The 15,706-nt window shown below is 49.6% G+C and carries 16 protein-coding genes; 5 read left to right on the forward strand and 11 right to left on the reverse strand.

Features of this window, described 5'->3' with window-relative positions:
* Positions 1 to 18: 18 nt before the first annotated feature.
* The 9 genes from fliI to R6V78_RS16705 all read right to left on the reverse strand — a co-directional run bounded on the left by fliI (position 19) and on the right by R6V78_RS16705 (position 8,863).
* The gene (fliI, locus tag R6V78_RS16665) at positions 19 to 1,338 is read right to left on the reverse strand and encodes a flagellar protein export ATPase FliI (RefSeq protein WP_410290511.1); all 1,320 of its coding nucleotides are present in this window, start codon (positions 1,336 to 1,338) and stop codon (positions 19 to 21) included.
* A 10-nt stretch (positions 1,339 to 1,348) separates the two neighbouring features.
* Entirely contained in the window at positions 1,349 to 2,062 is a 714-nt protein-coding gene (locus tag R6V78_RS16670) for a FliH/SctL family protein (protein ID WP_410290512.1), read from the reverse strand.
* Complete coding sequence (fliG, locus tag R6V78_RS16675) at positions 2,055 to 3,023, reverse strand: flagellar motor switch protein FliG (RefSeq protein WP_410290513.1); 969 nt, start codon at positions 3,021 to 3,023, stop codon at positions 2,055 to 2,057. Before fliG ends, R6V78_RS16670 begins: the two co-directional genes overlap by 8 nt.
* Positions 3,024 to 3,156: 133 nt before the next feature.
* Positions 3,157 to 4,758 carry a flagellar basal-body MS-ring/collar protein FliF gene (gene fliF / locus R6V78_RS16680; RefSeq protein ID WP_410290514.1) on the reverse strand — a complete coding sequence of 534 codons (1,602 nt, stop codon included), beginning with the start codon at positions 4,756 to 4,758 and terminating at the stop codon, positions 3,157 to 3,159.
* 40 nt (positions 4,759 to 4,798) lie between these two features.
* Positions 4,799 to 5,101 carry a flagellar hook-basal body complex protein FliE gene (gene fliE / locus R6V78_RS16685; protein ID WP_410290515.1) on the reverse strand — a complete coding sequence of 101 codons (303 nt, stop codon included), beginning with the start codon at positions 5,099 to 5,101 and terminating at the stop codon, positions 4,799 to 4,801.
* The gene (gene flgC, locus R6V78_RS16690) at positions 5,101 to 5,538 is read right to left on the reverse strand and encodes a flagellar basal body rod protein FlgC (RefSeq protein WP_410290516.1); all 438 of its coding nucleotides are present in this window, start codon (positions 5,536 to 5,538) and stop codon (positions 5,101 to 5,103) included. Before flgC ends, fliE begins: the two co-directional genes overlap by 1 nt.
* Before the next feature lies 1 nt (position 5,539).
* Positions 5,540 to 5,968, reverse strand: coding sequence for a flagellar basal body rod protein FlgB (gene flgB / locus R6V78_RS16695; protein ID WP_410290517.1), 429 nt, complete (start codon positions 5,966 to 5,968; stop codon positions 5,540 to 5,542).
* Positions 5,969 to 6,080: 112 nt separating this feature from the next.
* Complete coding sequence (locus R6V78_RS16700; protein WP_410290518.1) at positions 6,081 to 7,436, reverse strand: sigma-54-dependent transcriptional regulator; 1,356 nt, start codon at positions 7,434 to 7,436, stop codon at positions 6,081 to 6,083.
* 380 nt (positions 7,437 to 7,816) lie between these two features.
* A complete protein-coding gene (locus tag R6V78_RS16705; protein ID WP_410290519.1) occupies positions 7,817 to 8,863 on the reverse strand; it encodes a sigma-54 interaction domain-containing protein in 1,047 nt (348 codons plus the stop codon).
* Between the two features lie 151 nt (positions 8,864 to 9,014).
* Between R6V78_RS16705 and R6V78_RS16710 the strand changes: the two genes are divergently transcribed.
* From R6V78_RS16710 to R6V78_RS16730, 5 genes are all read left to right on the forward strand, one after another.
* Positions 9,015 to 9,413, forward strand: a complete 399-nt coding sequence (locus tag R6V78_RS16710) for a hypothetical protein (protein ID WP_410290520.1) — start codon at positions 9,015 to 9,017, stop codon at positions 9,411 to 9,413.
* Positions 9,414 to 9,556: 143 nt separating this feature from the next.
* Positions 9,557 to 10,363 carry a flagellin gene (locus tag R6V78_RS16715; RefSeq protein WP_410290521.1) on the forward strand — a complete coding sequence of 269 codons (807 nt, stop codon included), beginning with the start codon at positions 9,557 to 9,559 and terminating at the stop codon, positions 10,361 to 10,363.
* A gap of 326 nt (positions 10,364 to 10,689) precedes the next feature.
* Positions 10,690 to 11,076, forward strand: a complete 387-nt coding sequence (locus tag R6V78_RS16720) for a flagellar biosynthesis repressor FlbT (RefSeq protein WP_410290522.1) — start codon at positions 10,690 to 10,692, stop codon at positions 11,074 to 11,076.
* Positions 11,069 to 11,437: a flagellar biosynthesis regulator FlaF gene (gene flaF, locus R6V78_RS16725; RefSeq protein ID WP_410290523.1), complete on the forward strand. Its 369-nt coding sequence runs from the start codon at positions 11,069 to 11,071 to the stop codon at positions 11,435 to 11,437. The genes R6V78_RS16720 and flaF overlap by 8 nt, the downstream gene beginning before the upstream one ends.
* Before the next feature lie 538 nt (positions 11,438 to 11,975).
* On the forward strand, positions 11,976 to 12,971 hold the full coding sequence (locus R6V78_RS16730; RefSeq protein WP_410290524.1) for a Gfo/Idh/MocA family protein: 996 nt from the start codon (positions 11,976 to 11,978) through the stop codon (positions 12,969 to 12,971).
* An 87-nt stretch (positions 12,972 to 13,058) separates the two neighbouring features.
* Here R6V78_RS16730 and R6V78_RS16735 read toward each other — a convergent pair whose 3' ends face one another.
* Both R6V78_RS16735 and R6V78_RS16740 read right to left on the reverse strand, forming a co-directional pair.
* Positions 13,059 to 15,509, reverse strand: a complete 2,451-nt coding sequence (locus R6V78_RS16735; RefSeq protein ID WP_410290525.1) for a tetratricopeptide repeat protein — start codon at positions 15,507 to 15,509, stop codon at positions 13,059 to 13,061.
* Positions 15,510 to 15,526: 17 nt separating this feature from the next.
* A partial coding sequence (locus R6V78_RS16740; protein WP_410290526.1) for a GSCFA domain-containing protein occupies positions 15,527 to 15,706 on the reverse strand: 180 nt, incomplete at its 5' end.

The following is a 15,706-nucleotide window of genomic DNA, read 5'->3' on the forward strand; positions in this document are numbered from 1 at the left end:
GGGACCGGGAAAAAGCCATTATCCCATCATGGCCTTGAGCGCATCGATGCTGGCCTCGATCGTCGTCGCTTCTTGGACACCCTGCCGCAAATAGGCATTGATAGGATCGATCATTTTGATGGCATAGTCAATTTTGGGATTGCTCCCGGCCGCATATGCGCCGATATTAATCAGGTCTTCTGCCTTGCGGTAGGTCGCCAGCACCTCCTTGATGCGACCGGAATGATGTTTGTGCTCAAGGTCGGTGATGTCCTCCATGACCCGGCTGATGCTTTTTAAGATGTCAATGGCCGGATAATGGTTCTGGTTGGCCAGATCGCGCGTCAGCACAATGTGGCCGTCAAGAATGGACCGCACCGCATCGGCAATGGGTTCATTCATGTCATCGCCTTCCACAAGAACGGTGTACAGCCCGGTTATTGTCCCCCGATGGGACGATGTGCCCGCCCGTTCCAGCAGTTTGGGAAGCAGGGAGAATACCGATGGCGTATACCCCTTGGTGGTGGGGGGCTCACCCAAAGAGAGACCGATTTCCCGCTGGGCCATGGCCAGGCGGGTGACCGAATCCATCATCAGATTGACATGATTGCCCTGATCCCGGAAATATTCGGCAATGGTCGTGGCGATGAATCCCCCGCGCAGGCGTACCAGGGGCAGGTGATCCGAAGTGGCGACAACCACTACGGATTTTTTCAGGCCTTCCTCACCGAGCTCCTTCTGAATGAACTCGTTAAGCTCCCTGCCCCGCTCGCCGATCAGGGCAATGACATTCACATCGGCTGACGTTCGTCGGGCGATCATTCCCAGCAGGACGCTTTTTCCGACTCCGGAACCGGCAAAAATTCCCATCCGCTGGCCGCAGCCCACCGTCAACAACCCATTAATGGCGCGGATGCCCAGATCCAGCGGCTGCTGAATACGGTTCCGGAGCAGCGGATTGACCGGATTGGCGTAAATGGGATACGCATCGTCGATGGGAATCGGCCCTTTGCCGTCAATGGGGTTGCCCAAACCGTCGATCACCCGGCCGAGCATCGCTTTGCCCACCCCCACATGCGCCTTCTCTTTGCGGGCCTCCACCTTGCACCCGGGACCCAGGGTCCGAATGTCTTCCAGGGGCATCAGCAACACCGAGTCTTCTTTGAATCCAAGCACTTCGGCACTGACCGTACCGGCGCCGCCTTCGGTGGTGATATCGCACACACATCCAATCTGGGATGCCGGACCGCTGGCTTCGATCACCAGGCCGACCACTTTTTTGACGCGGCCATTGGCCCGGATGGTGGCAGCCGAATTGACGATGCCAAGGTATTTATCGACGGAAAAGGGCTGAAACATGATTGCGGGCTCACTGTGCGGTGATCGGTTTGGGCAGCTGGTCGGTCAGAAGTTCGGCGATAATCCCGATCTGTCGGTCGATCCGGGCATCCACGTCCCCGAGTTTGGTTTCGACGATGCAGCCGCCTTGCTGAATGGTTTCATCTGCTTGGATGCGAAAGCCAGGGCCGAACCCATCGGGTGGCAGGCATTCACGCTGAATGCCATTGACCGTATCGATATCTTTGGGATTCAGCCTCAGGGTGAGATGACGCGGGTCGGTTACCTTTTTCATGGCCGCCTTGACCACGTGGCCGATGATCGATCCATGCTCGGTTTCATGACCGATGACCTTTCTGGCAATGGCCACGGCCAGTCGAACCGTTTCTGTTTCCATCCGGTCTAGGTCGCGCTGCCGGATTCGGATCATCTGTTCGACGGCCGCCTTGAGGGCAACAGCGGCCTGGTCGACTTTTTTCTGCTGGGCGGCAATTGCCTCGGCACGCCCCTGATCCATACCCTTTTTGAATGCCTCATCAACCAGGGCGCGTGTCTGATCCCGATCCTGGACCCTGCCGTGTAAGGCCGAGCCGTCTTCATTCGGGTTAGGTGTACCACCCACAAAATGCCCATGGGTGCAAGCGGCTGGGCTGTCGTTTTCCATGCCGCAGGGTATTTCCGGGAAATAGTATAGTGCACATGAATCGACCGCGGGCATCGGATTGTCTTTGGGTGCGTTAGCCAACAAGCTCCTCCCCTCCCCGTCCGCTGATGACCAGTTCTCCTTTTCTTTCCATGTCCTGGACAATTTTGGTTATTTTCTGCTGCGCATCGGTGACGTCTTTGATTCTGACGGCGCCGGATACTTCCATTTCTTCCTTGAGTATCTCAGCCGCCCGTTCAGACATGTTGCGGAAAATTTTCTCTTTGACTTCGTTGGCTGCCGCCTTGAGGGCAACGGCAAGCTCCTGAGATTCGACCGACCGCAGCACTTTCTGCAAGCCCCGGTCATCCACGAGAATGATGTCATCGAAGACAAACATGTTCTGGCGGATCTCTTCGGCCAGTTCGGGGTCATTTTCCTCGATCTCTTCGATAATCTGCTCCGCAGATGTGCCATCGATCATATTCAAAATTTCGGCCAGGCGCGGCACACCGCCGGCTTTTTGGGTACTCGACGTCTCCTTGTTGGCCAGAATTTCTTCAAAGGTCTGGTCGATCTCCTCAAGCATTCCGGAGGCCACCTTATCCAGATTGGCGATGCGGTAGGCGACATCGGGTTTCAACGCATCAGGTAGCAGTGCCATGACCTCGCTGGCCATGTGGGGTTTCAGGTGCGCGATGATCAGGGCGATGGTCTGCGGATGTTCATTCTGAATCAGCTGGATCAACAAATCCGGCTGAATGGATTGGATGGCTTTAAGATTGTTTTCGCGCCGTTCATCCAACCCGCCGTCTGCGGATTCAGCCCCTTGATCCTTAACCTTGCTCTCAATCTGCTTGGGTGGGTTGGCCTTCTCAAGAAATTCCCGGGCAACGCTTTCAACCAGCACAGGAGAGATTGAACCCAGTTTAGACTGGAGTTTGAAGATCAAATTGCGTTCAGCCTTGCTGAGTTGATCGATCACCGGCGCGATGACATCCCATCCCAGTGCCTGGACAAGAATAGCCGCTTTTAATGATCCGATTAAGTTTCTGGGGTCCATGGTACTGGGTTTCTTGGTTTATTGGCGTTATTGGGTTTGCTGCACCCTTCGCACTTCTCTTTCAGCGAATGACGCGGGTCATCAACTTTCGATTGCCCCCAGTGCCCCCCGGCCTTTTTATTCCATATTCCCATCACGTCTCCTTGAGCCACTCTTTCATGAGCCGGGTCGAACCGGAGCGGTTTTCACTGATCACATTGGCTATCTGCCGGGTGTAGCTGTTCTCCTTCTCCGACTCTGCATAACGCCGTTCCAGCTCCTTGATGGTTTGCGGAAGCTGTTCCAGCATTTGAATTTCCTCGATGGGCGTTGAGGTCAACCAGCGGGCCAGCGGTTTGATGATCATCATGAAGGACAACAGGAAAAACAGTGCCGCCGCCGAATATTTGATCAGGGTCTGATGGGTTCTAACCGCTTCCATCCATCCGGCGGGCTCCGGCTGCAACCCCATATCGGATGCCGCAACCACCTCAAAAGGGATATTGACCACTTCAATTTTATCGCCCCGGGCGGCGTCATAATCAACGGCGCTTTTGATGATATTCTCGAGTTTGGCCATCTCTTCGGCTGCCCGGGGAACATATTGGGCCTGCTCCCCTTCGGCGCCTTCTTCGGCCTGCTGGTAAGTGCCGTCGACCATTACGGCCACGGAAAGACGCTGAACGCTGCCGATGGGCATGATTTGGCGATGGGTCAGTTTGCCCACCTCGTAGTTTTTGGTATACTGCTGATTCTGGTTGCTGCGGGCACCGCCGCCGGCAAGCGTTCCCGTATTGTCGGGAGCCACGTTGGCCTGAAGACCGGGGACGCCGGATGCGGCGGCGGCGGAATCGTTGGAAAGTGAACTGGAGGCCTGTTCGCTGCGGATTACTGTATTGTCCGGCAGGAACAGTTCTTCCGTTTTTTCCTGCTGGGTGAAGTTGAGCAGGCAGGATACCCGCACGATGGCTTTATCCTGGCCCAACACACTCTCTAGCATGGTTTTGACCCGATTTTCCAGGAGGCGTTCTTTTTTCTCCTGAAAGGCCAGTTGGTTGGAAGTTACTTGGCTGACGGTTGACTTTTCCTTGAAACCGGCCACCATTTTGCCGTTGTTGTCAATCACGGTGACATCGTCCGGGCTCAAACGCGATACACTGGAGGAAACCAGGTGTACGATGCCCTGGATCTGGTCCTTGCTCAACGCCCTGCCGCGCCTCAGCTTGAGAATCACGGATGCCGTGGCCGGCTCCTCTTCTTCGATAAACAGGGAGCGCGCGGGCATGACGATGTGCACCCGGGAACTTTCCACTTCCATCAGGGTGTTGATGCTGCGGCTCAGCTCCCCCTGAAGCGCCCGCTGGTAGTTCACATTCTGAACGAATTCGGTCATGCCCAGTTTGGCGTCGTCAAAGACCTCGAACCCAATTCCGGTACCCCGCGGCAATCCCTGCGAGGCCAGATCCAGACGCGTTTCATGAATCCTGTCGTAGGGGATGCGCACCGCCGACCCATCCATGCTTAACTGGTAGGGGACCTTGTCTTCTTTCAGCTTGGCCACGATTGCGGCGGCATCTTCCGGTGCCAGACTGCTGTACAAGGGATGCAGGTCACCGGTTTCCGACCAGGTCAGCAAAAAGGCGAGGCCGGCAATGGTCCCACCGACCAGAATGGCCATAACCACCAGCTTACCCGTGGAAAGCCCCTTGAGGGCCAGGGTTACTTGTTGCGGCAATGTGGACAATGTAAAAGCCATCGCGATTCCTCAAATCCGGTCATCATTTTATAGATGGGTGCTAAATGGACATCCGCCTGATCTCGTCATAGGCGCTTATCAATTTGTTGCGGATCTCCATCACCAGTTCAAAGGAGATCTCCGCTTTCTTCATGGAGATCATGGTATTGTGGATATCCTGATTCTTGCCCGTGGCGAGGTCGTTGATGGCTTGATCCGCATCGAGCATCCGCGCGTTAACCTCTGACAACGATTGTTCGACATAGTCGCTGAACAAAGACGGGGAACCTTGGGGGTCCGTTCTTGAAGTGGCATCCGTCGCCGGTAAAATACGCTGTAAACTTGAAATCGTCAGGTCATTCATCAGTTTTTCCCTATCTCCAGAGCGATTCCGGCCATGTCTTTGGTGGCACGCACCGCCGTCGCATTGGCCTCGAAGCTCCGGCTGGCCGAAATCATGTTCACCATCTCTTCGACAATATTGACATTGGGCAGCCGGATATAACCGTTTTCATCGGCATCCGGATGACCGGGATCATACTTTTCCACAAAGGGTTTATCGTCTTCGATGATGCGCGCCACGTTGACTCCGCGCCCCGCCTCCTCCAGGCGCCCATCCAGCACGTTTTTAAAATCGTCCGTCTGGATGGCTTCGAAGATGGCATCCTTGCGTTTGTAGGGCTCCCCGGTCTCGGTTCGGGTCGTGTTCGCATTGGCCATGTTGCTGGAAATGAGATTCATCCTGAGACGCTGGGCGCTCAATCCACTTGAACTGATGGTCAGGCTATCGAGAAAGTTCATTTTAGTTGGATCCTCCCTTGATGACGTTCTTCAACCCCTTGAATTTGGATGCGGCCAGCTGGGCGGACGCTTTGTAAAGCAGGCTGTTTTTGGCCAGAGCCGTCATTTCAACGTCAATGTCCACACCGTTGTGATCACCGCGAAACAGCAGCGGGTCATCACCGGCCGCGTCCATGTCGACCGACGACGTCACGGGTATCGGTTGAACAGGTAAATGGCCTGCATGCGTACGCTGCAGCCGCGCCGAGGAAACCGCTTGTGCGTCCTTATGGAGCGCCTCTTCAACATTCAGGGCAAAGGGTTTGTAATTGGGGGTGTCTGCGTTGGCCACATTGTTGAGAATCAGCTCATGTTTGCGGGCTCGCAGATCCAAAGACCGCGTTAAGGTTGAAATCGTTCCGCTGAATAAATCGACTGGATGATTGTCCATGATAATCCCCGCTGCTTGGGTTTGTTTTTAAGGTGAGCAAATTATGTACCATAAGCGTTATCCTTTCTGCTAAAATGCAGACACAGGCAACGCGCAGCGCTCACCGAGCGGTTCAACCATCCGCCAGAATCGTTTCTTCGCGGTATTCATTGAGTTTGTTTCTAAGGGTCCGAATGCTGATTCCCAACATTTTTGCCGCATGGGTGCGGTTGTCGTTGACAGCGTTCAAGGTATTGAATATCAGTTCTTTTTCCACATCCCGGACGGTCATCCCCGCGTTTGGAGGTGTCTGCGGAACCGGATCGGAGAGCGGTTCCTCGAGAATCAGGTGCTCCGTTTGGAGTACTTCACCGCTTCCCAGCAGGACGCCGCGCTGGATGGTATTTTCAAGCTCGCGCACATTACCCGGCCAGGGCTGCTTTAAAAGCAGCTGCATGGCCTCATCGGCGATGCGAACCATGGCCGTGCCGTTCTGCCTGCTGAAGCGTTTTAAAAAATAGTCGGCCAGCAGGGGAATGTCGCTTTTTCGTTGCCGCAGGGGAGGAATCGTCAAAGGAATGACGTTCAGGCGATAAAATAGATCCTCGCGAAAGGTTCCGGACTTGACCGCGGCTTTCATATTCTGATTGCTGATGGCAATCACCCGGGCATCGATTGCAACCGGTCGGTTGTTTCCCAGTCTGACGATTTCTCTCTCCTGCAGTGCCCGCAGCAGTTTGGCCTGCAGCGGCAAAGCCATCTCGGTGATTTCATCCAGCACCAGGGTTCCTTTTCCAGCGCTTTCGAATTTGCCGATTTTTCGGGTTATGGCGCCGGTGAAGGCTCCTTTTTCGTGACCGAACAGTTCACTTTCCGCCAGTTGTTCCGGCAAGGCCGCACAATTGATGGCCGCGTAAGGTTCCCCGCTGCGGTTGCTGCTGGCGTGGATCAATGCGGCCAGCAGCTCCTTGCCCGTACCACTTTCACCGGTAACCAGAATGGAAGCCATGCTGGGAGCGACCTTTCTGGCGATATCAAGGACACCGAGGAGGGCCTTGTCCTGGGTGATAAACGCTTTGGTCTTCTCTCGCCGGCTTAGGTTGGGCGCTGGATGCTTGTGGATGTCATGCACGGCCTTCTCGAAAGCGTTCTCTACCAACTCCGACGCATATGGATCGATGATGAAATCAACCGCCCCCGCCTGCATGGCAGCAATCACGTCCTGCGCGGTGCCTTTGGCCGAGCCGGTCAGGATCTGAATGGAAGCAAACTGCTGCTTGACCTGTTGGATCAGCTCGACGCCGGACATGTCATCCAGCACCAAATCCGTGTAGAGAATCTGAAACGGCCGGGAGTTGAGGATCGCCAGTGCCTGGTGTGCATATGCGCAGGATTCGAACTGCAGCGCGCTGTTTTCTTCGAGGACACCACACAACTGTCTTCGAAGATTCGAATCCTTAACTACAAGTAATGCGGAAATTTTTTCCATCGTATCTCTTAAAAATCAGCTTTGTCATTCCCGCGGAGGCGGAAATCCAGCAGGTGGTGGATCGTCCGGATTGGCCTGTTGCCGTTGCGGTCCAACCCAAAGCGGTTTTTCCTACCAGCCCTTCACGTCAAACTGCAAATTGGCTGCCAGGGATACCAGGACGATTGGCTTCGATCCAAAGCTACCGATAACTGACTGTTAATTTGAGTTTTTTTTCTGATGTGTAATCTTGAAACAATCGGATGGGGTAGAGAAGCAGAGGGAGGTAGATGTCAATTCAATTAACCCGTGTCAGCGCATTGACATCCGTGGGAAGGGAAGGCGAATTTTCAAACCCGCCACAATCGGGGTACCGATATGCTTAAAATTTGAAACCCCTTCTAAGCGCATTTTTGCAATTCATACCGCTTGATCTTCTCCACCAGCGTGGTGCGCTTGACCTGAAGCAGCTGGGCGGCTTTGTTCTTGACCCATTTCGCTTTTTCCAGGGATTGATAGATCAGGCGTTTTTCGAATTCACTGACCGCCGTGTTCAGGCAGAGCCCATCGCCGGTAATTTCAGGTTCGTAAAAACTATTTTGGGGCGCTTCATTTTTCAGTTTTTCAGGCAGGTCGTCAACGTCGATCTCGCCATCGCCCTTGATCACCACCATGCGCTCCATCAGGTTGGCCAGTTCCCTGACATTGCCGGGCCATGCGTACTGCATCAAAAAACGCAAGGCCCCATCGGAGATCGAAGTGACCGAGGTCTTTTTGGATTGGTTGAGGCAATCCAAAAAATGAGCCACAAAATGGGGGATATCCCCTCGACGTTGCCGCAGGGCAGGCAGATGGATGGGGATCACAAATAAGCGGTAAAACAGATCTTCCCGAAAGTTGCCCTTCTGCACTTCCTCTTCCAGGTCCCGATGGGTGGCGGCAATAATGCGCACATTCACCTGAACCGTCTTGCAGCCACCCACCGGCTCGAAGCAGCGCTCTTCGAGCACTTTCAGAATCTTGACCTGCAGGTCCTGGCTCATATCACCGATTTCGTCCAGAAAGATGGTCCCGCCGTCGGCAGCCTCGAACTTGCCGACTTTATTGGCCGTAGCGCCGGTAAAGGCACCTTTCAGGTGACCGAAAAGCTCGCTTTCCAACAGGTTTTCCGGAATGGCGCCGCAATTGATCGACACGAAGGGCTGGTCCCTGCGGTAGGATTTTTTGTGAATGGCATAAGCGATCAACCCCTTGCCGGTTCCAGTTTCGCCGTTGATCAAGATGGTGCTGTCGCTGTCCGCCACCCGTTCAACCATGCGGAAAACCTTCTGCATGGACGCGCTTTGGCCGACGATTCCTTTGAACGCATCGATCTCGGTTGCTAATGAAGCTGAATCCTCAACAACCACTCCCGTATCACCGTCGCTGATCATCGCTGAATGTTGCACGTAAACGCCTCCTGCTTTACCAATATTAAAGGAATTGAGGGATGCTTTGTCCTTTAGCAATTTTGCTGCCGGAATCTATATTCCAACCCCTTTTTTCATAGACGCTTCGGGCCCATGGATCGGAATAAGATGACGCGAGCACAACATATGGGTGGACATCCTCCATTTATCCTTATCGGTTGTATGGATCGGTACCCGGAAATCTTCGGTTAAATCAACACGTACCGAATTCTCCAGCCTAATTTCCGAGCTGGATGTATCTGCCCTGTTCCTGATTTTTTGCAATATGCAAAAAATATCGCTGATCCCGTTCACCCCCTATTCGCGCATCTCTTTCAACCAGACCACCTTTGATGGTGGGCGACGATGGATTGCAAACATCATCTGGTGCCTGCTTCCATCCATTGCCCATACGATGGCAATCGTTCGGGAGAAAAAACCAGTTTCTGCATTTTGCAAAAGTTTGCATTTTGCATATATCCTGTTGCTCAACCGCCGCAGCGACATCTTGCCGCGATATTCGATCAACAACCACTTTTTCCTAAAGTAAAAACGCCCCAGGACGATAATAGGGTTGTAAGGCGCAAATCAAGATGGAAAGGAGGCGGTGACAAATCCCCAACAACGATGCGCTTACAAATTAAATCACACGGCAAGAATGCCGAACCCAAAACCTAGAAAAGGAGTATTACCATGGCAATCGCATTGACCGCAGGAATGAGAAGCAACCTTACCGCCCTGCAGGGCGTCGACAAAATGATGCAGAACACCCAGAACCGACTGTCTACCGGCAAACGGGTCAATTCAGCCCTGGACGATCCCGTCAACTTCTTCAAGGCAGAGGACCATTACAACCGCGCCAGTGACCTTGCCGCTAAAAAAGACGGCATGGGTGAAGCCATCAAGACGATCGAGGCCGCCAATACCGGTATCGAAAAAATTGAAGACCTGCTCAATCAGATGAAGTCGCTGGCTTCCGCAGCCAAAACATCCACCAATAAGTCCGACCTCATGAGTCAATATGACCGGATTATTTCCCAGGTGGCCTTCATGGCTCAGGACTCCAACTACGGTGGCCAGAATCTACTCAACGGTGACAGCCTTTCCGTCGAATTCAACGAAGACGGCTCCAACACCCTTACCGTCGCCGGTTTCAGTGCGGCAACTTCCGGCAGCGTTGCCGGGGTAGCCATTGCAGCTGCTAATTTTGCGAATAATGACACCATTGAAGGAGGTGCTATTAGTCAAATCGATGCTGCAATCACCCAACTTCGAACCGAAGCACAGAAACTTTCCTCAAGTCTGTCCACCATTTCCATCCGGTCGGAGTTTACTTCAGAGATGGTCAACACCCTGAACACCGGTGGTGACAACCTGACCCTGGCCGACATGAACGAAGAAGGCGCCAACATGCTGATGCTGCAAACTCGACAGAATCTGGGTACGACCTCCCTGAGCCTGGCTTCCCAGGCAGCTCAGGCGGTATTGAGACTGTTCTAACAATTTAACATTCCTGAGGTTTTCATCAACGTAACCAATCGGGCAAGGGGGGTGATTTTCTCCCCTTCCTTGCCCGATTAATAACTTCAGGGCTTGGTCCTCACAGATGATGATTTCCACCTAATGTCATCATCTTGCATCGCCATTTTTAAAGAACGGCATGATTGCTTGTCGGTTGAATATTCTCGACAAGGGTATGGTCCATTGAAAAAAGGTATAGGATCGTTATGATATACGGTGATGTGAAAAACACCGCGTTGTTTCAAGGTTCATTGCTGGCATGATATTTCCTAAATTTCCTCAAGCGTTTGATGCAAAGTACGGTTATGAGTCTCAAGATCACGCTTAAATCTGGCGAACGGATGATCATCGGCGGTGCCGTCGTAACCAACGGCCCTACGAAATGTAATTTAATCATTGAAAATACTGTCCCCATTCTCAGAGACAAAGATATCCTAAGTACTGACAAGGCAAACACCCCTGCCCGGAGGATCTATTTCTCCATTCAATTGATGTATATCGATGGGACCCATTTAACTGCCCACCACAAACTGTATTGGAAACTGGTCAGGGAATTTCTTGATGCCGCACCAAGCGCGTTGGGAATCATCGACAAGATCAGTGAAGAGATACTTAATGGCAATTATTACCAAGCGCTAAAGAATTGCAAAAAGCTCATCGCATATGAAGAGGAGGTCATTGCCAGTGTATAATAACGCCCTCAATGCATATAAATCCGTCGAGAAAGCTACTGTTTCTGGTAGGGAAACAGAAGCCAGAGTCCTGACGGAGGCAGCTTTAAAACTAAGAGCATGCCAGAAAAGATGGGAAAATAGTGACCGAAAGGAGATGCTTGACGACGCTCTGAAGTACAACCAACGCATATGGACAATCTTTCAGAGCGAGTTGGGAAAAGAAGACAATCCCTTACCGGAACACATCAAACGCGACCTGCTCCGCCTAAGCAGTTTTATCGACAAACGTATATTCGAGGTTATGGCCTTCCCCGAGCCTGAAAAACTGGAAATCATCATTAAAATAAATGAAAATATCTCTGCAGGCCTCAGGAAGTAATGGTTTCGGAGTAAAAACGCTTCTGATACATATGTCAATCTTTCCATATTCAAACTGTATGTTATAGAACATTTTGAGCCACATTATTTCCGTTTTGTATCTCTATATTTGGTCCTCTTCTACGCCTCCCCGAATTTCGTTCGCCCTCCGCATTTTTTTGCGAGGGGATTGCACACAGAATGGAATGCATCATTCCTAATTATGCTTTCTTACCTTAGTAAAATTGAATTGACCCTTCACTCTCCCATAACCATGGAGCCCTTCATTATTTCAGGTCAATTTATCTTCCACTGCTCCATGCAGAAACTTTTCATTGCGCATGAAATATACCACTACTTATCGTAATTGAGTCAACAAATTGACAATATCAAATAATCTTTAATTCTTAATCCTGTTATTTTAGGCAATTGTAAGAATTTTACAAGTGGCACTTTATTTGCTTGTTAGTCTGCGACAACGGTTGTTTATTCCGAAAGATCAGCCGCTAATTTTTTGAATCCAAATAAAGATGTAACATCATCAAAAGGGACTGCCACTCATGACTATTTCAAAAAACTTTGCGCTATTGGGTGCAGCCGGATATGTCGCCCCCAAACACATGATAGCCATAAAAGATACAGGACAAAATCTTGTAGCCGCGTTGGACCCCTCTGACTCTGTCGGCATCCTCGACAGTTTTTCTTATGATGTAGCCTTTTTTACTGAATTTGAACGATTCGACAGACATGCGGAGAAGTTGCGACGATTAGGTGAACAAAAAATGCTTCATTATATCAGCATATGTTCGCCGAACTATCTGCACGACGCACATATCCGTTTTGCCCTGAGAATCGGGGCAAACGCGATTTGTGAAAAACCGCTGGTGCTTAATCCATGGAATTTGGATGCATTGGCTGAAATGGAGATGGAAACAGGAAATAGAATTTTTAACATCCTTCAACTAAGAGTTCACCCCTCTATCGTTAAATTAAAAAATACGATGAAAGATCAACCAATTGGGAAAACAAAGAAACACAATATTGATTTGACCTATATAACATCGAGAGGGAACTGGTATTTTCATTCCTGGAAAGGGGACGCCAATAAATCAGGCGGCATCGTGACAAATATCGGCATACATTTTTTTGACATGCTCATGTGGATATTCGGTTGTGTAAATTTACAGGAAGTTCATTACAACGATGAAAGGAAAACGGCTGGATTTCTTGAGTTGGAGAACGCGCGGATACGCTGGTTTTTATCCGTTGACCGCAACGACCTGCCGGAAAATATCAAATCTGAAGGGAAAACGACTTATCGGTCTATAACGATTGATGGCGAAGAGATCGAATTTTCAGGAGGTTTTACCGATCTTCATACAATGGTGTATCAAGATATTCTCGATGGTCGCGGGTTTGGTATCGAGGATGCCCGTCCATCAATTAACCTTGTTTATGAATTGAGGAACTCTATCCCATCCCTTTCAGGCGGTGAACGGGTTCACCCATTAGTTCATAAAAAAGACAACCGTTCAACCTTTTTACGCGCAGTATAGGCAGATTTTTGGGTCGGAATTGGAAAGGATCTATCAACCGTTTATTTAGGCGGAGTATATCTACTTTGTCGACATTGGGTTTTTGAATCAAGTATCCTTGACGTGGATCAGTTTAGGTTTCATTCCGTTTCTATAACCCTCCCACATCTTTGAGTAAGCCTTTTCCAAATTTTTAACAAACCCATGTGTATCAAACAGCGATTTTTCAAGTCGATTGGCCGCTAAGCGCTCTTTAACCTCCTCGACAAGTTTGCGATTTTTTCCTAATCCTACAGCTACCTTTCGGTATGAGTCTTCATCTCCTAAGACAAGGTCATTCAAGCCAACAGCATTTAAAATGCTGGCAGACATTCTTGATGCAAAATGCGATCCCTTAATTGTAATAACAGGAATGCCTGCCCACAACGCATCACTGGTGGTCGCCGCTCCATTCACAACAATGGTGTCGAGAGCTACATCTGCCAATTTCAGCCGATCCAAATGGGCCATTTTATCCATTTTTTCGGCAAAAACGATACGTTCTTGGTCGATACCGCATTTTGAAACCTCACTTCTCAAATTATTTACAACAATATCATCGCTCTTTAAAAGCCACAGCACACTATTGGGGACTCTTTTCAAAATATCCATCCAATTTTTAAAGATTACCGGCTCAATCTTGTAGCTCGAACAAAAACAACAATAGACAAACCCGTCTACCGGCAAGCCTAAATCATACCTTGAGAACTTCCTGCATGACTCTCCCAAAGGTTTGCTGTTAACTTGGTATGTATCGGGCATATAAACGAACTTTTCACTATAAAATAACGTTTGATCTTCTGGCGTAACAATGTTGTCAGTAATGATGTAATCAAAGAAATTGGCACCAGTGGTTCCGGCAAGTCCTAACCATCTCACTTGAACAGGCGCTGGCTGATAAGCGCAAATTTCCAATCTGTTGCCTCGCATATACCCGACTAGGTCCACCAGGATATCCACACAGTCATCGAAGATGTGTTGTGCTGCCTCCTCATGGTTTAAATTGCGCAAATCGATAAATTTATCGCACTTTTGCCTGATCTTTTCTCGATATAAACTGCCGTCATTTTCTCCGTATGAATAGGCGTTGATTGCGAAACGGGTTCTATCGTGAAGTTCAAAAATTTCGCTGATCAGGTGTGACGTTGGATGGTTCCGGAAGTTGTTGGAAAGGTATCCGATGGTAACCTTTTGTTGCTTCGAACGGATATGCCTGAACTTAAGCGACCCATTGTTTCCAAGAATGCTTTTCGAGATTTCCCGACTCCAAGATCGCGCAATCCGAAAATTAATTGAAGGATCGGCGTTCCGGATAAGACTAAGGAACGGCATCTCATGGGGACGATGGCCATTGGCCAATTCACGTTCTGTAAATTTATCAATCCTGGTATTTAGTTCATCCATTCGATGCCAATCACATACCTGATACAATTCGTGAACCATATGACTATACGCTTTGGAATTGTGGGGGGCAATGGCCAAGGCTTTGTTAAAACATTTTAAAGCATTAGTGGATTCTCCGTTTTCCTGATAAATAATGCCTCGATTAATGTATGTCTCTACTGATCCCGGATGAATCGAAATCGCCTTGTCGTACCATGACGCTGCGGTCCTGTAATCCCCTTTGTCATAAAAGATATTGCCCAAATTATGGTAACCCTGCGCATTTTCAGGAGCCAGTTTGATCGATTGTTTAAACAGGTGCTCCGCCTCTTTTAAATTCCACTTCGATCGATAAGCTGTCCCAAGGTTGTTGTAAGCCTTTCCGTAGGAAGGATTCAACCGGATTGCCTTTTTATAAGTTTCAATTGCCAGGTTGATTTTGCCCTCTTCCTGGAATGCATTGGCTAAATTGCACAACACTTCTGCGCTTTCACCGGATAGGGCCATTGATTTTTCATAACACGCTACCGCCAATGCCGGTCGGCCGAGCCCTTGGTATGCATTCCCCATGTTGTTAAAAGATTCACTGTAATTCGGTCGAATTTTGAGAGCCTCTTTACAGCAATCGATTGCTTCATCGTATCTACAAATCATATTTAGTGTGGCTGCCATATTATTAAACGCTTCAGGAAATTTTTTGTTCAATGCAACCGCTTTTTGATAACACTTAAGTGCCTTTTCGAATTGTTCCTGGATATGGAAGATTCCCGCCAGATTGTATAATGCCTCTGGATAGTTGGGATTCAGGATCAATGCCTTTTGGTAGCAGTGCTTTGCTTTATCGAATTTACTGTCGCTCTTTAACAGAGATCCAAGATTGTTAAAGAAAATTGGATTGTTTGGACAAATGCGGATCGCTTGAAGGATCAGGTTAATGGCTGTCTTTTTTCTACCGGTTTGGGAATGCAAAATGCTTAATAAGTGCAGAGCATCAGCATTACCAGGGTCCGTAGCTAGAATAGACTGGCAACGTCTCTCGGCGGTAGCCAAATCACCTTTTTGATGATCAAAGTTTCCCATTTGCCTCAAGGCCGTATCCACTCTTTTTCGAATAGTATCAATATTGATCACGCTCATTGATAAACCTGAAATCATCAACCCGAATAGCAATTGACAAAGGTATTCATTATTTTAACAATTGCATTTTTAGTAATATGTCTACCATCAGATTCCCACGGATTGCATAAAATTTGAGTGGTGATCTCATATGAGGGAAAGTAGAATGCATTTTCATGTTGACCACAGAAGTATTCAGCAGCAACTCTCAACGTGGC

Source organism: Desulfosarcina sp. (genome assembly GCF_046496365.1).
Taxonomy (GTDB): Bacteria; Desulfobacterota; Desulfobacteria; order Desulfobacterales; family Desulfosarcinaceae; genus Desulfosarcina.

Bases quoted from the DNA above. Each gene is read 5' to 3' on its own strand.
- R6V78_RS16730 (WP_410290524.1), top strand. From the start codon at position 11,976: ATGACTATTTCAAAAAACTTTGCGCTATTGGGTGCAGCCGGATATGTC.
- fliI (WP_410290511.1), bottom strand. From the start codon at position 1,338: ATGTTTCAGCCCTTTTCCGTCGATAAATACCTTGGCATCGTCAATTCG.
- fliF (WP_410290514.1), bottom strand. From the start codon at position 4,758: ATGGCTTTTACATTGTCCACATTGCCGCAACAAGTAACCCTGGCCCTC.
- R6V78_RS16720 (WP_410290522.1), top strand. From the start codon at position 10,690: ATGAGTCTCAAGATCACGCTTAAATCTGGCGAACGGATGATCATCGGC.
- R6V78_RS16700 (WP_410290518.1), bottom strand. From the start codon at position 7,436: ATGGAAAAAATTTCCGCATTACTTGTAGTTAAGGATTCGAATCTTCGA.
- flgC (WP_410290516.1), bottom strand. From the start codon at position 5,538: ATGAACTTTCTCGATAGCCTGACCATCAGTTCAAGTGGATTGAGCGCC.
- fliE (WP_410290515.1), bottom strand. From the start codon at position 5,101: ATGAATGACCTGACGATTTCAAGTTTACAGCGTATTTTACCGGCGACG.
- R6V78_RS16735 (WP_410290525.1), bottom strand. From the start codon at position 15,509: ATGAGCGTGATCAATATTGATACTATTCGAAAAAGAGTGGATACGGCC.
- fliG (WP_410290513.1), bottom strand. From the start codon at position 3,023: ATGGACCCCAGAAACTTAATCGGATCATTAAAAGCGGCTATTCTTGTC.
- flgB (WP_410290517.1), bottom strand. From the start codon at position 5,968: ATGGACAATCATCCAGTCGATTTATTCAGCGGAACGATTTCAACCTTA.
- R6V78_RS16715 (WP_410290521.1), top strand. From the start codon at position 9,557: ATGGCAATCGCATTGACCGCAGGAATGAGAAGCAACCTTACCGCCCTG.